Consider the following 15,919-nt stretch of genomic DNA (forward strand, 5'->3'; position numbering starts at 1 on the left):
TTCTGATTGTACTCACGTCAGATTCGTGTGCTCAACAGCAACGGTTGCTTACGAAGACGGCCCTTCGGCTGTCGGCGGGGGCACTTCCGGCATCGGTGGCGGGGCCACAATGACCACATTGGGCTCTGGAGGTTCCAAAATGGCCAGCGGCGAAGTTGCCAGGGCTTCGCCGGGGGCTTCGCGCACGTAGCCATCGAGCAGGCAGCTGACGTTCACATCGCCCATGACGTTGAGCGCGGTGCGGCAGCGGTCAAGGAACCAGTCGACGGCAAGCAGCATGGGTATGTGCTTGATATCGAGACCAACGGCCGTGAAGACGAGCGTCATGGTGACGAGTCCCGCTTCCGGAATGCCCGCCGCCCCGACCGAGGCAATCACACTGGTGACGACAACCATAAACTGCTGCCACATGCTGAGCTTCGCGCCAATCAGCTGCGCAATGAAGAGGGCCGACATCGCTTCGTAGAGCGCAGTGCCGTCGTTATTAAAGTTCGCCCCGACCAGCGAACCCAAGCTGGCCGACTGTTCGCGGAGCCCGACTTTCTCGCGCAGGCAGGCGTAGGTGACCGGCATCGTGGCGGTCGAACTTCCCGTCGAGAAGGCCATCACGAGGGCATCACGCATGCCGTACAACACCGCCCACGGCGAACACCACGAGAAGAACTTGATCCGAATCAGGTAATAGGCCATCTGCAGGGTCAGCGCGAGGAGCACCGCAATCACGAAGCCGCCGAGGGACATGAAGGGAGCGAACCCCTTCACGCCGACGAGGTTGGCCACTTTGCAAAAGACGGCGAGCGGAATGACTTCGATCACCCAGTGCAGCATGGTAATGAGGACGGCGAACATAATGTCCACAACGTCCGCCACTTTGGTGATCGGCACGTTCTTGTTGGGCCGCAGCGCGAGCCCCAACGTAACGGCCAGGATGATTACCGAAATCGCCTTGCCGTTGTCGGTCAGCGGACCTAGCACGCTGCGGGGAATGTTTTCGAGGATTTCCTCCATCGAAAACTTCGGCCCTTCGGCGTCCTTCGGTTTTTCAGCTGTCGGTTTTGCTGCTTGTTTGGCCGCGGGCGCGTCAACGCCAAACTTCCACTTGCCGGGCTGCAATGTGTTTGCCACGGCCAGGCCAATCAAAATCGCAACGATCGTATTGATCAGCAGCAGCGAGACCAGTCGCCCCAGTGTCCCCGGCGGGAACTTGGCGTGCATGAGCGCCTGAATGATGGCGAGCAAGATCAGTGGCGGAGCCAATGCCCCCAGCACTCGCAGCACCAGATTCGCGGGAACTTCGAGCACGTGAAGCAAACCGGCGGCATAGCTCTGGACGGTTTGCTGGCCGCTGGGCTCTTTGATCTCGCTCCCGGCAATTTGGGCGAGGACCAGGCCGAAGACCAGCCCGGCAATCACGCCGAAGAGAATCCGCAGATAGAGCGGCCAGGAATGCCAAACTTGAAAAATTCGGCCCACGGATGAGGTAGGACTGGCCGCTTCGTGCGATTTCTGCATGGACTCTCTCCACCGCCTGACAAGGTGCAGAGAGCAGCTTAGTTTGCTGGCCGAGAATTAGGTAGCCCGACCTCACGCGTGGGACAGGCATCCTTGCCTGTCGCGCCTTGTTAGCGAATCAGCCCGCTGCCAATTTTCTATTGCGTCACCAGATCATTGGCGCTGTACTGGCAGTTGTAATCGCCAAATTGCAGAAAGAGCCAATCGGCACCGTTGCCAGATGGAAGGCAGTCCTGTTCTTGGTCGTCGAAAATCGTCTGCCCCAATTCAAGACGCACGCCGTTGACGCCATTTAGCAAGTTGAGACTTCGATTGGCCAGCGAGTTGCCGCTCGTCCATTCGGCCAGAATCGATTGCAGTGCCAGGGTCTGGGCATCGTAACTCGTTGCCCCGCCGATCAGCAGGTCGTCGCCCTCGCCGGCATCGAGCACGTCCCGCCCTTCGCCGCCAATCAGGACGTCGTTCCCTGTGAAGCCGATCAGCCGATCGTCGCCATCACCACCAACAAGCACATCGTCCCCTTCGCGCCCTTCGAGGATATCGTTGACCGGGCCACCCAGGAGGATATCGTTCCCCGGCCCACCGATCAGCCGATTGAAGCCGTCGCCACCATCGAGGATATCGTCCGCACGACCGCCGACGATATTATCCTGGCCCGCCTGGCCGTAGATCGTGACCGGGGCAGCACTGTCGGTGGCATAAACCCAATCGTTGCCGCCCCCTGCGTAGACAATTACTCGCCCGCCGGCACCGAGCGTGAAGGGGCCGCGATTGACACCAGCCAGCCAGGTCATCACCTGCCCCGAGGCATTGGTCCAGACATAGATATATTCACCAGCATCGGTCCCTTGCACGATTACGTTCGGGCCCGCTTGATACACGGGGCCAACCGGAGCTTCGACTACATTGGTCAATTGAATCGAAACGTTCGCCTCGGCAAAGCGGGCGGGGGTGCCGTTGTCGGTCACGCGCACAACCAGGTTGAAGGCTGGAGTTGTTTCAAAATCGAGCGCACCGACATTGGCGACGACGATCTGACCCGTCGCAGCGTTGATCGCAAAGGCCCCGCTCGTGTTGCCAGAGACGATGGAGTAGGCGAGCGTTTGCCCCGCATCGACATCACTGCCGCTGACTTGTCCCACAACGGTTCCCGCAGCGGAGTTTTCAGGCAACACGAAGTTGCCGTTCGCTGTGGTTGGTTGTTCGTTCTCATTCAGCACATTGACAGTCACGACGGCATCGGTCGACAGCGCTGGATCGCCGTTATCGGTCGCGCGAATCGTAAGCTGGAACGAGGCATTGGTTTCGTAGTCGATGCCTGCGGGAAACACAACGTTCAAATGACCGGTCACCGAATCGATGGCGAAAACCGCATTCGTATTGCCGCTGACGATTGCATACGACAAGGTTTGACCCACGTCGGGATCGGTGGCGACCACCACGCCCGCAGTGGTGCCCAGCGCGGGATTCTCCGCCAGCGAGAACGATTGCGCCGAGAACTGAGGAGCGCGATTGGGAAGCACTTCTACGATATCGCGCAGGTTGATCGTCACGACGGCGTCGGCAAATAATGAGGGCGCACCATTGTCCATAGCGCGCACCGTCAAGTTGAAGGTCGGTGTCGCTTCGTAATCCAGGGGAGCCGCATTGGCGACTGTGACTTGCCCGGTCGCACTGTTGATGGCAAAGCCGCCGGCCAAATTGCCACTGACGATGGAATAAGACAGGGACTGCCCGACGTTCGCGTCGCTGGCGATGACTTGTCCCACAGCTGATCCAGCGGCGGTGTTCTCGTCCAGGTTGAAGACCGCTGCGTTGATGGTGGGAGCAACATTGACCGGCGCTGGTGGTTCCGATTCAGCAATCAGCCGCTGCGCGATCACTTGGCCGAACAAGCGAGCACTGAAGTTATCTTCGGCGGTGATGATCTTGCCATCGACCCAGACATCGTCGGCGGTTGTATTCGGATTGCCGACCGAAGCGTGCGGACGAGTAAGTCCGCCGTTCGTTTCCATCTGTGTCGATTGGCGGTACTGGTAGTAGCTGTAGAATTGCCCGTTGTAAAACACGGGAGGTCCGCCACCGTTCGTCACTCCACCTTGGGGCGTCATCACGGTCTTCCCCGCAATCGGACTCACACCATCGACGCGCGCCCAAGCCAGCACAGTGGTGGCGTGGCACACGGCAGCGACGTACTTGTCTTGATCGGTGAACTCGTTGATCAGCCGATTCACGGTCTCCTTGGTCGTGGCATCGCCGCGGTACAGCCCATCGGAATAAATCCCGGTGAAAGCATACTGATACATCGACGAACCCCAGCCCCCAATGAAGACGATGGCTGAGTAATCCTGCGAATTCACATCGGCCAGTCGCAGGTCGGGTGTCACGATGCCGCTTCCCGTTTGCCCGCTGTTCGCATGCGGCGTGCTGGGTGAAGTGGTCGTCGCAGCCACGCGAGTGGTGAGCCCCGCTTCCAGCAGCGATTGACGCGTATCGCCGTACTCCTGATAGAAGAAGTCGCGCTGATCGGCGATCACCATCAGCACGGGCAGGACATCGCCTGCAGCAAAGACTTCGCGGCGTTCCAGGGTTTCGAAAAAGGAGCGGCGACGTTGAGGGGTTCGAGTCGGGCGGCGGCTGGAGTTCTTCATGGCGTCTGTTCCTCTGCGTGTTCCGAGATGAGATAAGTGCGGACAGAAGAGAAATGGCAAGCTGGGAAAGGATCTTTCAGCAGCTTGCCAGAATTGTTGTCGCCACACGAAACAAGCGGCCCGGTAACGACTTACAGAACGTCCAGCAGATCGCCAGCCTGACTGGCGTGGACATAATCGCTGGCGTGAATCAACAGCCAATCGTTGTCAGCACCGCCAATCAAAACGTCCTGCGCACTATCGTCAGCGGTGGTCTGGCCGTTGAACGTCAGTTGAAAGACTCCGCTACGACCGGCAAGATCGGCCCCCGCTGTCCAGTCGGCCAGAATGGCCTCGAGCGCGAGCTGATTCGAGTCGTAACTCGTCGTACCGCCGATGAGCAGGTCTTCCCCACTCTCTCCTTCGATTCGATCGCTGCCTTGGCCGCCAATCAGCACATCGTCGCCCGTGAAGCCGTACAGATAGTCATCGCCGTCCCCCCCGACGATCAGGTCGTTCCCTTCGCGACCGTGCAGCCAGTCGGTCCCTGCCCCGCCGACGATCAAATCGTCTCCGCCACCAGCCCAGATGCGATCCCAACCTTCACCACCGTCGATGACATCATTGGCCGATCCTCCCGTGAGACTATCGTGCCCACCTTCGCCGTAAATGGTCACCGGTTTCGCACTGTCCGTGGCATAAACCTGATCATTTCCATCGCCACCAAACACGATGACGCGACCGCCGGAGCCGAGCGCAAGTGGTCCCGTTTGCAGGCCATTGATCCAGACAAACTGCTGGCCGTAGTAGTCACTCCAGATGTAGATGGTGTCCGCATCGGCAGTTCCCTGCACGAGTACATTCGGTCCGTCGTGCGAAACAGGTCCGGGCGGAGTTTCGAGTTCGTCGAGCAGATCGATCATCACGCTCGCGACGCCGTTGAGCGAAGGCGTTCCATTGTCGGTGACTTGCACCGTCAGTTCGAAGAGGGGCGAAGCCTCGAAATCGAGAGCCGCGGGATTAGCCACGGTGATGACTCCCGTCGCTGCCTCAATGGTGAAGGCACCACTGTCGTTGCCGCCGATGATGGCATACGTCAGCAATTGCCCCAGGTCACTATCGCTGGCGATCACTTGTCCCACGACCGTGCCCGCAACGCTGTTCTCGGCGATGACGAGATTACCGGGCGAAACGATCGGAGCCTGATTTTCAGGCACTTCCTCGACTTCTTCCACCGCAGCATTGATGACGTGGGTGGCAATCACATCGCCAAACTCGGCTGCACTGTGGTTGTTCTCGGCGGTGATGAACTGACCATCGACCCAGACATCGTCGGACGGATCATCGGCGACCCCAATCGCGCCCGAGGGAAAATAGTTGATGCCGTTGGCATCCATTTGCATGGGCTGGGCCCAACCATAGTTGCCGTATTCAATGCCCATGTAAGTTGCCGCGGGCGAGCCGATGTATGGGACCGCGGCCGTTCGTCCGGCCAGCGGACTCACGCCATCGACGCGCGCCCAAGCCAGCACGGTGACACCGTTGCAGACGGCTGCGACGTACTTGTCTTGATCGATGAAATCGCCGATCAGATTGTTGACGATGGTCTGGGTCGCTTCATTGCCGTCGTAAGCATCGTTTGCATAGTCGCCGGGAAAGGCGTACTGATACATCGACGCGCCCCAACCGCCGACGAAGGCAATCGCGGAGTAGTTTTCCGCCTGCACATCGGCCAGCGCGATATCGGGCGTGACGATTCCGTCGCCCGCACCTTGCCCGGTAAAGGGATGCGCCACGCTGGGGTCGGTGGTTTCCGCGGCGACGACGACTTCCACTCCGCGGGCAATCAGCGAATCGTAGGTATCGCCGTACTCCTGGTAGAAAAAGTCTTGCTTGTCAGCAATCACGAGCAGCACGGGAAGGGGCGTGCCCGAGAAGACTTCGCGCGCTTCCAGTTTCTCGATGACGCCACGCCGCCAGCGTGGTACTGGAGCGGGCTTTGAATGATTGCGGTTCCGATTGTTGATTCGTGACATGGAGAGGTTCCTCTATACTGCTGTTCCAATTCGAGATGAGATTGACGAACAACAGGAAATGGCAGCCGATTCCGCAACCTTTCAGCTTTTGTGGCCTATTGGTGCTAGCCGCCAGAGATAGGGGGCTGGCTTTGGCGGGCTCCTTGGCGCACGATTGACTCTCGTGGGAGGATTCCCACACTCAAGTCGCTTCCTCACCCTTCAACGGCAGACGCATGGCACTGGAATTTCGCAAGCACACGCTCGACAACGGCCTGCAGATTGTGGCCGAATGCAACCCGGATGCTTATTCGGCCTCGTATGCGTATTTCGTCCGCACTGGTTCGCGCGACGAATCGGACGAAGTTGCCGGCGTGAGCCATTTTCTCGAGCACATGGTCTTTAAAGGGACGCCCACCCGCACGTCGCTCGATGTAAATCGCGAACTCGACGAACTTTCATCGTCGAGCAACGCCTTCACCAACGAAGAGCAGACGGTCTACTACGCGACCACTTTGCCCGAAGACCAAAATAAGATCGTTGCCCTGCTCGCCGATATCATGCGCCCATCGCTTCGGCAGGATGATTTCGATACCGAGAAGCAGGTCATCCTCAAGGAAATTGCCAAGTACGAAGATGAGCCGCCGTTCAACGCCCACGAAAAGGCGATGGCCCTTCACTTCGGCAAGCATCCGCTCGGTCGCAGTGTGCTTGGTACCGTCGAAAGTATCGAACAACTGAAACGCGATCAGATGCTCGCTTATTTCGAGCAGCGGTACAGTCCGCAGAACATCATTCTGTCAGCTGCTGGCAATGTCGATTTCGAACAACTCATTCGCACCGCTGAGAAATACTGCGGCCAATGGAAGGCCTTTCCAGCGCAGCGCAAGCTCGAGCCTTGTGTCGGCGAAGAAGGCTTTGCCATTTTCGAAAAGAGCACGGCCGCCCAGCAATACATTTTTCAAACGGGTGCCGCTCCCTCGACCGAAGACAACGCCCGTTACGCCGCCCGCTTGATGACTACCATCATCGGCGACGACAGTGGCAGCCGTCTGTTCTGGGAACTCGTCGACACCGGCCAGGCCGAGTACGCCGCTATCAGCCCGAGCGAGTATCAAGGCGCTGGCATCTATATGTCGGCGCTCTGTTGCGCTCCCGACGATACGCAGAACAATTTCGACCAGATGATGGAAATTTTCGCAGGCGCTCAAGCCGACGGCGTGACGGAAGAAGAACTCAAGCAAGCGCAAAACAAAGTTTGTGCCCAAGTAGTGCTGCACGCCGAACGCCCTGCCAGCCGCATGTTTGCCGTCGGCAACGGCTGGCTCCAGCGCCAACAATATCGCACCGTTCGCGAAACGGTCGCTTCCTACCGCAACGTCACCGTCGACGACATCCGCCGTGTTCTCGACCGCTATCCACTCACCCGCATGTCCACCGTCGCCATCGGCCCGTGTAAGACGCTCGAGGTGTAACTAGTCGAGCATTCGCTGTAGCTGCGAATAGGTTGGATATTACACCTTCGACCACGCCATCGCCGCTTGGCGTCATTGCGAACCGTCCTAATGAGGCAGTTGATCGTAACTTGCGTACTAACTAGCACCGATTCACACCGCCGAAGCTACTGGATATCCCCCATCGTAAGCTGAGTTAGCGTTGAACCTGGGTTAGCATCGTACTCACCTTTCCTCCTGATTAGTAATCTTACAGCAGCAGCAACCCAGCCCCTCTCCGCGTTCGTGAGTTCCTGCAGCGTCGCACCCGCATCAAATTTTCTTGCCTCTGCGGGACCACCTTTCGTAGAAACTAGTTCTCCCAAGTGCTTTAGAACTTGACGGTCGACGGCGTACATTCTTGCTGCCCCATCACGCGCACCTTGATTTCCCTTAAGTCCGGTACTGCCTTCAATAACTGTCAGGCATGCATACGCCATTGAAAGCAGGGGCTCTCGATCTTCAAGAAATCGCGCATATCTAAACCACATATTCTCTACATCTGACGACGCTTTGAAATTTGTCGGCGGCTCTGGATAGTCTTTGAACCCCGCAACTACCGTGGGCGCGTAGGCTGTTAGTGTAAGGTGTGCAGTTCCAGCGATACATCGCACGCTGCCATCTGGAGGAAGTGGTGCGAGGTCAATAATTTCTGATTTTTCGAATAAGAATGTAATCGCTCGCGAGTTTCTGCGGATCGCGAAATCCAACTCCCAGGATCGTAAAAACGGTTCCACAATATTGCGAGCGGCTTCCTCAGTGGCGCAATGCTGCTTCATCATTACAGTCAATCTGCCACTTTCCAGCCGATATGCGAATTCAGTCTGATTGCCGTCTAGCGGCGGAGGGTCATCGAACTTAATGGTGGCTTGAGTTTCGAGTTGGTAGTGAAGCGAAACTAAATGCGGATCGATCATCGGCTTCCTTCTTCAGATTATTGGTCGTCGCATCTCGTGCGAGAAATTTGAGATAATTCGCTAGCAACCACCCGGCGGATTATTGGCCTCGTCCACTCAACACCCTCACCCACTATAATAGACAATTGCACACTGGTTGGTTTGTCTCGTTGCTGCGGTGATTGCCATGGTTGGATTCAACTTTCATCCGCTCGTTGAACGTTGGTTTCGTCAGCGTTTCGGTGAGCCTACGCCGCCGCAGTTGGCGGGTTGGCCGCATATTTCCCGCGGCGAACATACGCTGATTGCGGCCCCGACAGGTTCGGGAAAAACGCTGGCGGCGTTTCTGGTTTGCCTTGATCGGCTGTTTCGTCGCTGGCTGGCGGGCGACATGCCGGACGGCATCGACGTTGTTTATCTCTCGCCGCTGAAGGCGCTGAGCAACGATATTCAACGCAATCTGCAGACGCCGCTGCAAGAGATTTGCGAACTGGCGATTCAAGAGGGCTTGCCTGCCTGGCCCATTCGCGTGGCGGTTCGCACCGGTGATACACCGGCCGCGCAGCGGCAAGCAATGCTTCGCAAGCCGCCCCATATTTTGGTCACCACTCCCGAGTCGCTGTACTTATTGCTCACCTCGCAGAAGAGCCGCGATCTGCTCCGCACCGTCAGTACGGTCATCGTCGACGAAATCCACGCGCTGGCCCGCGATAAGCGCGGCTCGCATCTGTCGCTATCGCTCGAACGCCTGACGGCGATTTGCGATCGGCCTCCGACTCGCATCGGTTTATCGGCCACGCAAAAGCCGCTCGATCAGATCGGCGCGTTCCTCGTCGGCGGACAAGGGCTCGATGCCGCGGGCAATCGTGTAGGCCCCGTCATTATCGACGGCGGTCACGTCCGCAATCTCGATCTGGCCCTGGTTGTGCCGCCAAGCGAGTTACAGGCTGTTTGCTCTGGCGATCAATGGGGTGAGGTTTATGACAAACTCATCGCGCTGATTCAATCGCACCGCAGCACACTCATCTTCGTGAATACGCGGCGCATGGCGGAGCGGGTGGCTCACAGCTTGACGCAATTGCTCGGCGATGAAGCGGTGGCCAGTCACCACGGCAGCCTGGCGAAAGAGATTCGCCTCGATGCGGAACAACGTCTGAAGGCAGGCGAGTTGAAAGCGATTGTCGCAACCGCTTCGCTCGAAATGGGCATCGACATCGGCTACATCGATCTCGTGTGTCAGATTGGTTCGCCGCGCAGCATTGCCACGTTCCTGCAGCGGATCGGCCGCTCGGGTCACAACCTGGGAGCCACTCCCAAGGGCCGCCTGTTTCCGCTCACTCGCGATGAATTACTCGAATCGCTCGCGCTGATTCGCGCGGTTCGAACCGGCCAACTCGACCAGATCGAGATTCCGCAGCAGCCCCTCGATATTCTCGCGCAGCAGATTGTCGCCACCGTAGCCAGCGATGAATGGGAAGAAGACGCGCTGTTCGAGCTATGTCGCGGCGCGTGGCCCTATCGCAATTTGCCGCGCACCGAGTTCGACGCCATCATCAAAATGCTCAGCGATGGCCTCAAGCCGGGCAGCAAGGCCGGCGCTTATCTCCATCGCGATCAAATCAATAATCGACTCAAAGCGCGGCGTCATGCGCGGATCGCTGCCATCACCTGCGGCGGGGCGATTCCCGAACTGGGCGAATACAAAGTCATCATCGAAGGGGAAGGGAAGCAGGTCGGCACGGTCGACGAGGATTTCGCCATCGACAGCACGGTTGGCAATATCTTCTTACTTGGCAACACCAGTTGGCGGATCACGCAAATCACGCGGGATGAAGTGATCGTCGCCGATGCGGGTGGTGCGCCACCTAACATTCCGTTTTGGTTTGGCGAAGCGCCGGGCCGGACGATGGAGTTGTCTCAAGAGCTTTCGAACTTGCGCCGCGAACTGGCGACGAACCTGGTCGAGGAAGCTTGGGAGCCCGATGCCGAAGGGATTGCTGGTCCGGGACTGTTGGTCACACCGCAGAACAAAGACCTGATGGCCTGGCTGATGGAAAACTGCGGAGCCTGCAGTTGGGCTGCCGAACAAGCGATCCGCTATGTCGCGGCCCAGCGTGCGGCCCTTGGCACCGTGCCAACTTGCACTGAAGTGGTCTTCGAGCGCTTCTTCGATGAATCAGGAGGCATGCAGTTGATCATTCACGCGCCCATGGGTGCGCGGATCAATCGTGCGTGGGGACTCGCGATGCGCAAGCGATTCTGCCGCAGCTTCGATTTTGAATTGCAGGCCGCAGCCGACGATAACGGCGTGCTCCTCTCGATCGGCCCCCAACACAGCTTTGCGATTGAGAGCCTGTTCGGCATGTTGCACGCGGGGAATGCCCAGGAGTTACTTGAGCAAGCTGTCTTCGCCGTGCCGATGTTCGGCATTCGCTGGCGCTGGAATATTACCCGCGCACTGGGTGTGCTTCGCTCGTCCGGTGGCAAGCGTGTGCCGCCGTTCTTGCAGAAGTATCGGGCGGAAGATTTGCTGGCGGCGACGTTTCCCGAAACGGTGGGCTGCCTGGAGAATCACCACGGCGATATCGAAATGCCCGATCATCCGCTGGTGCGGCAGACGATGCACGACTGCCTGCATGAGGCAATGGATTTGCCTCGCTGGCTCGATGCTTTGCACCAGGTGAAGGCGGGAACGATCAAGTTCACGCCCGTCGACACGCGCGAGCCATCGCCGTTTGCGCATCAGCTTCTGAATGCCCGGCCTTATGCATTTCTCGATGATGCTCCGCTCGAAGAGCGTCGTACCCGCGCGGTGACGACGCGCCGGGGGCTCGCCATCGATCAGATGCGCGATCTCGCACGACTTGATCCGGCGGCCATCGCGCAAGTGACTGAAGAAGCCTGGCCCTTCGCGCGCGATGCCGACGAAGTGCATGACATTCTGCTGACTATGGTGGTGCTGCGCGATGACGAGGCCCAGCCCTGGCAGCAATGGCTCAAGCAGTTGGCTGCGGGTGGGCGAGTATACGCGGGGAAGTGGGCCGATGGTGAGAAGTTCTGGTTCGCCACTGAACGATGGCCGCTGATTCGCGCGGCGTATCCGGCGGTGAAGATCGATCCGCCCCCCAAGTTGCCCGCTGCGTTGGACGTGACGATGGAAGGAATCGATGCACGGGTCGAAGTTGTCCGCGGTCGGATTGCCGTCAGCGGACCAGTCACCGCCACGGCGCTGGCGGCGAAGATTCACCTGGAACCTTCGCAAGTATTTGCCTCGTTCGAGTCGATCGAAGGGCAAGGCTCCGTGATGCGCGGCCGCTACAGCGAAGCAGCGTTCGCATCCCGAGATCCAGCCACGCTCGAATGGTGCGATCGCCGGCTTCTCGCGCGAATTCATCGCCTCACGCTCGATGGCCTGCGTCGCCGCATTCAGCCTGTGGCCCCGGAAGTCTTCGTCGATTATCTCACCAGGCTGCACGGTCTCACCCCCGATTCGCAGCGGCAAGGAGAAGTCGGCATTCGGCAAGCGGTCACGCAGTTGCAAGGTTTTGAGCTGGCCGCCGGCACTTGGGAAGACAAGATTCTCTCGGCCCGCGTCAGCGATTGGGATCCCAGCGGGCTCGATCATTTGTTCCTGTGCGGTGAACTCGCCTGGGGCCGCTTTCAGCCGCCGAAGCGGGACGAAGACGATAAGCCTTTGTCGGGAATGACCCGCGTGATGCCCATCACACTCGCGCTGCGCGAAGATCTCGCCTGGCTGTTGCCGCCGGAGAGGACGCCCTGCGATGCCAACCTAGGTGGTAAGGCCCGTGATGTAATCGCTGCGCTGCAAGCCCGCGGCGCGCTGTTTCAGCATGACTTGCGCGCGATTACCGGTTTGCTCCCCACGGAACTCGACGAGTCGCTGCGTGAATGTGCGGCAGCTGGATTGGTTTCGGCCGATACGTTCGCTGCCGTGCGGGCCATTGCGGGGAAGGCCGACCTGCAGCGGAAGAAGTCCGCGTTTTTACGACGCCATACCACGGGCTCGACATTGCCCCCACGAACCAACGCAACTGGTCGCTGGTCGCTGTTCCCCGGCGTTGTCGAAAGTGTCGAGCGCGAGGTGCGCTTAGAAAAATGGTGCCGGCTGCTGCTCGCGCGTTACGGGGTGGTGTTTCGCGATCTGCTCGCCCGCGAAGTTTCAGCTCCTGCCTGGTGGGAACTGGTGCGAGTGCTGCGTCGCTTGGAACTGCGGGGCGAAATTCGGGGCGGGCGGTTCATCGCGGGTATTGGTGAGCAGTATGCACTGGAGTCGGCTGTCTCGCGGCTGCGCGAATTGCGCGATGCACCCGACGACGAACAGTGGTGCCTCATTTCGGCCGTCGATCCGCTGAATCTCAGCGGGCATGTGACGGCTGGGCCGAAGATTCCGGCGATGCACAAAAATTGCCTCATTCTGCAGCGCGGCCGTTGTGTCGCTGCCAAAATCAGCGGGCGGATTGAGTTCTACGTTGAGGTCTCTCAGATGCAACAACTGGCGATGCGTCGCTCGTTGCAACTTGGCTACAAGGTACAGGCACCGCAGTTGGCCGTAGCGAAGTAAATTAATGGGAGGGGGAGGCTCTTGCCGAGCCGATTGCAATGGACAATCGTTCCCTCGTCGGCGGCTCGGCAGGAGCCTCGCTCTCCCGTTCAAGAACCATTCGCCGAGATCAAACGCAGCAGGTAGGTCTGCTGTTTGCCAAACGATTGCGGCAGCAGTTTACGCAGTTCAGGAATGGCCACCGGACCGATTTGCTCCAGCACGCCGAACAAAATCTCGGCTGTGTCGCCAATGGGATGATTCAACCGCTGGGCCAATTTGTTCGTGAGCGGAAGACAAGATTCGCCCATGGCGACCAGTTCGCGGGCAGCGCGGCTACTCACGACCGGATCGGCAGAGTCGAGTCGTTCGAGAAAATCTTCAAGCTTGGAAGTGCGGGGCGTAGGAGCAGACATATTTCCTTCGATGATCGCCCCGAGATCTAACTGACAACACGGTTGAATCATTCAACCGTTACACAAGGGCACGATTCTACTGCCGTTGGCAGCGCTTGACACTATCAATCAATTTGGCCGGCGCTGAGAGGTGTTCAGCGCCGCATCGTTACAAAGACGTTTTTAGTGCGGGCTATTCCTTCGCCTCAGCGTTTTCGAGAAGCTTCTTGAGCTTAGCCTGCTCCGGCTTGCTTCCAATGTTCCGTTCTTGCTGTGCCTTTAGCACAGCTTCGAGGTCGGATTTTGCTTCATGAACTCCGACGGCACTCGTCTTCTTTTCTTCCAGCAGCGTCTTCAGTAACTCGCTGATGGCCTTCGCGTTCTCTTCACCGCTGCCGACTTTGATTGTGCGAATTTTGCCTTGCTGGTCGATGACTACGACGTGCGGAATGCCGCTCACGGCGTAAAAGTCCGACATCGCACTGCTTTCCTGAATGGCAAAGCGGTGCTTCAGGCTGTGCATCTCCGCAAACTTGACGAGCATTTCGTTTTCTTCGGCGGGCGAGACTTCGTCTTTCGCCCGCGCAGCCTTCTTCGCCTCTTCGTCCCACTTGAAGTTGTAGTAGCGGGTCATGCCGATGATGACGAGTCCCTTGTCGCCGTATTGCTCCTGCCATTCGCGCAGGTGGGGAAACGTGGCGATGCAAGGTCCGCACCAGACGGCCCAGAAGTCGAGCAGCACGACCTTGCCCTTGAGATCGGCATCGGTCAGGGGCTTGCCGTTCACCCAAGCTTCGACATCGAGCGGCGCGGCATCTTTGCCGACGAGTTGTTCCAGCTTGCGGCTGCCGGCGATGGCCCGCTCGATGTTCGCAAAGTTCTTGAACGTGGAGTCGATCGTTTCCTTGGTCTTGTCATCTTTAGCAGCTTCTTTGATTTTCGTCAGGCTGGCCTTGATGGCGGTCAACTGTTCGTCGGCCTTCTCTGGCTCCGAGCGTGCCTGACGGCCTATCTCCATGACGGCCTTACGGGTGTAATTTGCAAGTGCCTTTGCATCGTCTGGGTTCGCAGTCAATTCTTTTTCCAGATCGGCAAACGACATTTGCGCCACGGCCAAACTTGCCCGCAGCGAAGTGAGCGAGGCCTTCATCCGCGTGAGCGAGGTCTTGGCTTCGTCGCTGGTTGGCGGATGCTTGGTCAGCGTGGCTTCGATTTCGTCGACCTGCTTCAGTGCCGCCTTGGGGTCGGACTGCATCTGGCTAAGGATGATGCGGAAGTTTTCGCTCCAGTACGCACCCCACGCAGTAACGTCGTTGGGATCGGCCTGCACACGTTCGAGCGGCGATTTCTCCTGGGCCCAGACAGCCAGACTCAAGCACAAAATCAGCGCGAGTGAACCAACCGCTCGTAACATGACAGCGACTCCGGAAAGAAAAGGCAGGCAGCGGACTAGCATCGACCCAGTCCGTATTAGACGGTTGCTTGCAGAGAACCACAAGCTTGAGTGACGAAGCGGGTGGCGTTGGTTTAAGGTCGCAGGCTCGTTTTGTGGGTGGCTGGACAGCGGCACGAGAGCGTGCGATTCTGGCAGCATGATCAAGTTTTTATACGGAACTGCCTGGAAAGAAGCTGAGACGGCCCGACTGGCGCTTCTAGCGCTGGAACAGGGTTTTCGTGGCATCGATACGGCCAATCAACGCAAGCACTATCATGAGGCGGGAGTCGGTGAGGCTGTTGCACGGGCTATCGAGCGGGGACTGGTCGCGCGAGAAGAACTGTTTTTACAGACGAAGTTCACGTTTCTCGGCGGGCAAGATCAGCGCTTGCCGTACGACCCGCAGGCCCCCATAGCCAGGCAAGTCGAACAGTCGTTTGCTAGTTCGCTCGTGCATCTCGGAACCGACTATTTGGATTCTTACGTGCTGCATGGCCCTTCGCAGCGCGTTGGCTTGGGTGCCGATGATTGGGCAGCCTGGCGGGCCATGGAAGGGATTCATGCGAGTGGCAGCGCGAAAGTGCTGGGGATCAGCAATGTCTCGCGCGAGCAGTTGGAACAGCTTTGCCAGCAGGCGAAGGTCCAGCCACGGTTTGTGCAGAATCGTTGCTATGCCAGCCGAGGCTGGGACCGCGCGGTTCGCGAGTTTTGTAAAGCAAACGACATTACGTACCAGGGTTTTTCACTGCTGACGGCCAATCGCGAAGTGCTGGTGCATCCGGCGGTAGAGAAGCTTGCCCAGCGGTACCAAAGAACGACGAGCCAGATCGTATTTCGCTTCGCCTGCGACATCGGCATGCTACCTCTCACCGGAACCACCAATGCCGCCCACATGCAGGCCGATTTGAGTATCTTTGATTTTCAGCTGGATCCCGCGGAAGTTGCCTTGCTGGAGTCCATCGCGGGCTAACGCGGGCTGACG

Annotated in this window: 9 protein-coding genes; 3 read left to right on the forward strand and 6 right to left on the reverse strand. The window is 58.5% G+C overall.

The window, feature by feature from the left end:
• Nucleotides 1-48 precede the first annotated feature (48 nt).
• The 3 genes from ETAA8_RS29830 to ETAA8_RS29840 form a co-directional block, all read right to left on the reverse strand.
• The gene (locus ETAA8_RS29830; RefSeq protein WP_145097621.1) at nucleotides 49-1,512 is read right to left on the reverse strand and encodes a dicarboxylate/amino acid:cation symporter; all 1,464 of its coding nucleotides are present in this window, start codon (nucleotides 1,510-1,512) and stop codon (nucleotides 49-51) included.
• Between the two features lie 137 nt (nucleotides 1,513-1,649).
• Nucleotides 1,650-4,163, reverse strand: a complete 2,514-nt coding sequence (locus tag ETAA8_RS29835) for a cadherin domain-containing protein (RefSeq protein WP_145097624.1) — start codon at nucleotides 4,161-4,163, stop codon at nucleotides 1,650-1,652.
• Nucleotides 4,164-4,294: 131 nt separating this feature from the next.
• Complete coding sequence (locus ETAA8_RS29840) at nucleotides 4,295-6,178, reverse strand: cadherin domain-containing protein (protein ID WP_145097627.1); 1,884 nt, start codon at nucleotides 6,176-6,178, stop codon at nucleotides 4,295-4,297.
• A 215-nt stretch (nucleotides 6,179-6,393) separates the two neighbouring features.
• Between ETAA8_RS29840 and ETAA8_RS29845 the strand changes: the two genes are divergently transcribed.
• Nucleotides 6,394-7,632 carry a M16 family metallopeptidase gene (locus ETAA8_RS29845; RefSeq protein ID WP_145097630.1) on the forward strand — a complete coding sequence of 413 codons (1,239 nt, stop codon included), beginning with the start codon at nucleotides 6,394-6,396 and terminating at the stop codon, nucleotides 7,630-7,632.
• A gap of 146 nt (nucleotides 7,633-7,778) precedes the next feature.
• Here the strand turns inward: ETAA8_RS29845 and ETAA8_RS29850 are convergent, their stop codons facing one another.
• Nucleotides 7,779-8,567, reverse strand: a complete 789-nt coding sequence (locus ETAA8_RS29850) for a hypothetical protein (protein ID WP_145097633.1) — start codon at nucleotides 8,565-8,567, stop codon at nucleotides 7,779-7,781.
• Between the two features lie 166 nt (nucleotides 8,568-8,733).
• Here ETAA8_RS29850 and ETAA8_RS29855 point away from each other — a divergent pair, with 166 nt between their 5' ends.
• The gene (locus ETAA8_RS29855) at nucleotides 8,734-13,128 is read left to right on the forward strand and encodes a DEAD/DEAH box helicase (protein ID WP_145097636.1); all 4,395 of its coding nucleotides are present in this window, start codon (nucleotides 8,734-8,736) and stop codon (nucleotides 13,126-13,128) included.
• Nucleotides 13,129-13,217: 89 nt separating this feature from the next.
• On the opposite strand, the gene ETAA8_RS29860 is transcribed toward ETAA8_RS29855, so the two are convergent.
• Both ETAA8_RS29860 and ETAA8_RS29865 read right to left on the reverse strand, forming a co-directional pair.
• Entirely contained in the window at nucleotides 13,218-13,523 is a 306-nt protein-coding gene (locus ETAA8_RS29860; RefSeq protein ID WP_145097639.1) for a hypothetical protein, read from the reverse strand.
• A 172-nt stretch (nucleotides 13,524-13,695) separates the two neighbouring features.
• Entirely contained in the window at nucleotides 13,696-14,916 is a 1,221-nt protein-coding gene (locus ETAA8_RS29865; protein ID WP_202921348.1) for a TlpA family protein disulfide reductase, read from the reverse strand.
• A gap of 178 nt (nucleotides 14,917-15,094) precedes the next feature.
• Here ETAA8_RS29865 and ETAA8_RS29870 point away from each other — a divergent pair, with 178 nt between their 5' ends.
• Complete coding sequence (locus ETAA8_RS29870) at nucleotides 15,095-15,907, forward strand: aldo/keto reductase family protein (RefSeq protein WP_145097645.1); 813 nt, start codon at nucleotides 15,095-15,097, stop codon at nucleotides 15,905-15,907.
• The last annotated feature ends 12 nt before the right edge of the window (nucleotides 15,908-15,919 follow it).

The organism is Anatilimnocola aggregata (genome assembly GCF_007747655.1).
In the GTDB taxonomy this organism is placed as follows: domain Bacteria; phylum Planctomycetota; class Planctomycetia; order Pirellulales; family Pirellulaceae; genus Anatilimnocola; species Anatilimnocola aggregata.

Coding starts and splice junctions, on each gene's coding strand:
- ETAA8_RS29830 (WP_145097621.1), bottom strand. CDS start 1,512: ATGCAGAAATCGCACGAAGCGGCCAGTCCTACCTCATCCGTGGGCCGA.
- ETAA8_RS29835 (WP_145097624.1), bottom strand. CDS start 4,163: ATGAAGAACTCCAGCCGCCGCCCGACTCGAACCCCTCAACGTCGCCGC.
- ETAA8_RS29840 (WP_145097627.1), bottom strand. CDS start 6,178: ATGTCACGAATCAACAATCGGAACCGCAATCATTCAAAGCCCGCTCCA.
- ETAA8_RS29845 (WP_145097630.1), top strand. CDS start 6,394: ATGGCACTGGAATTTCGCAAGCACACGCTCGACAACGGCCTGCAGATT.
- ETAA8_RS29850 (WP_145097633.1), bottom strand. CDS start 8,567: ATGATCGATCCGCATTTAGTTTCGCTTCACTACCAACTCGAAACTCAA.
- ETAA8_RS29855 (WP_145097636.1), top strand. CDS start 8,734: ATGGTTGGATTCAACTTTCATCCGCTCGTTGAACGTTGGTTTCGTCAG.
- ETAA8_RS29860 (WP_145097639.1), bottom strand. CDS start 13,523: ATGTCTGCTCCTACGCCCCGCACTTCCAAGCTTGAAGATTTTCTCGAA.
- ETAA8_RS29865 (WP_202921348.1), bottom strand. CDS start 14,916: ATGTTACGAGCGGTTGGTTCACTCGCGCTGATTTTGTGCTTGAGTCTG.
- ETAA8_RS29870 (WP_145097645.1), top strand. CDS start 15,095: ATGATCAAGTTTTTATACGGAACTGCCTGGAAAGAAGCTGAGACGGCC.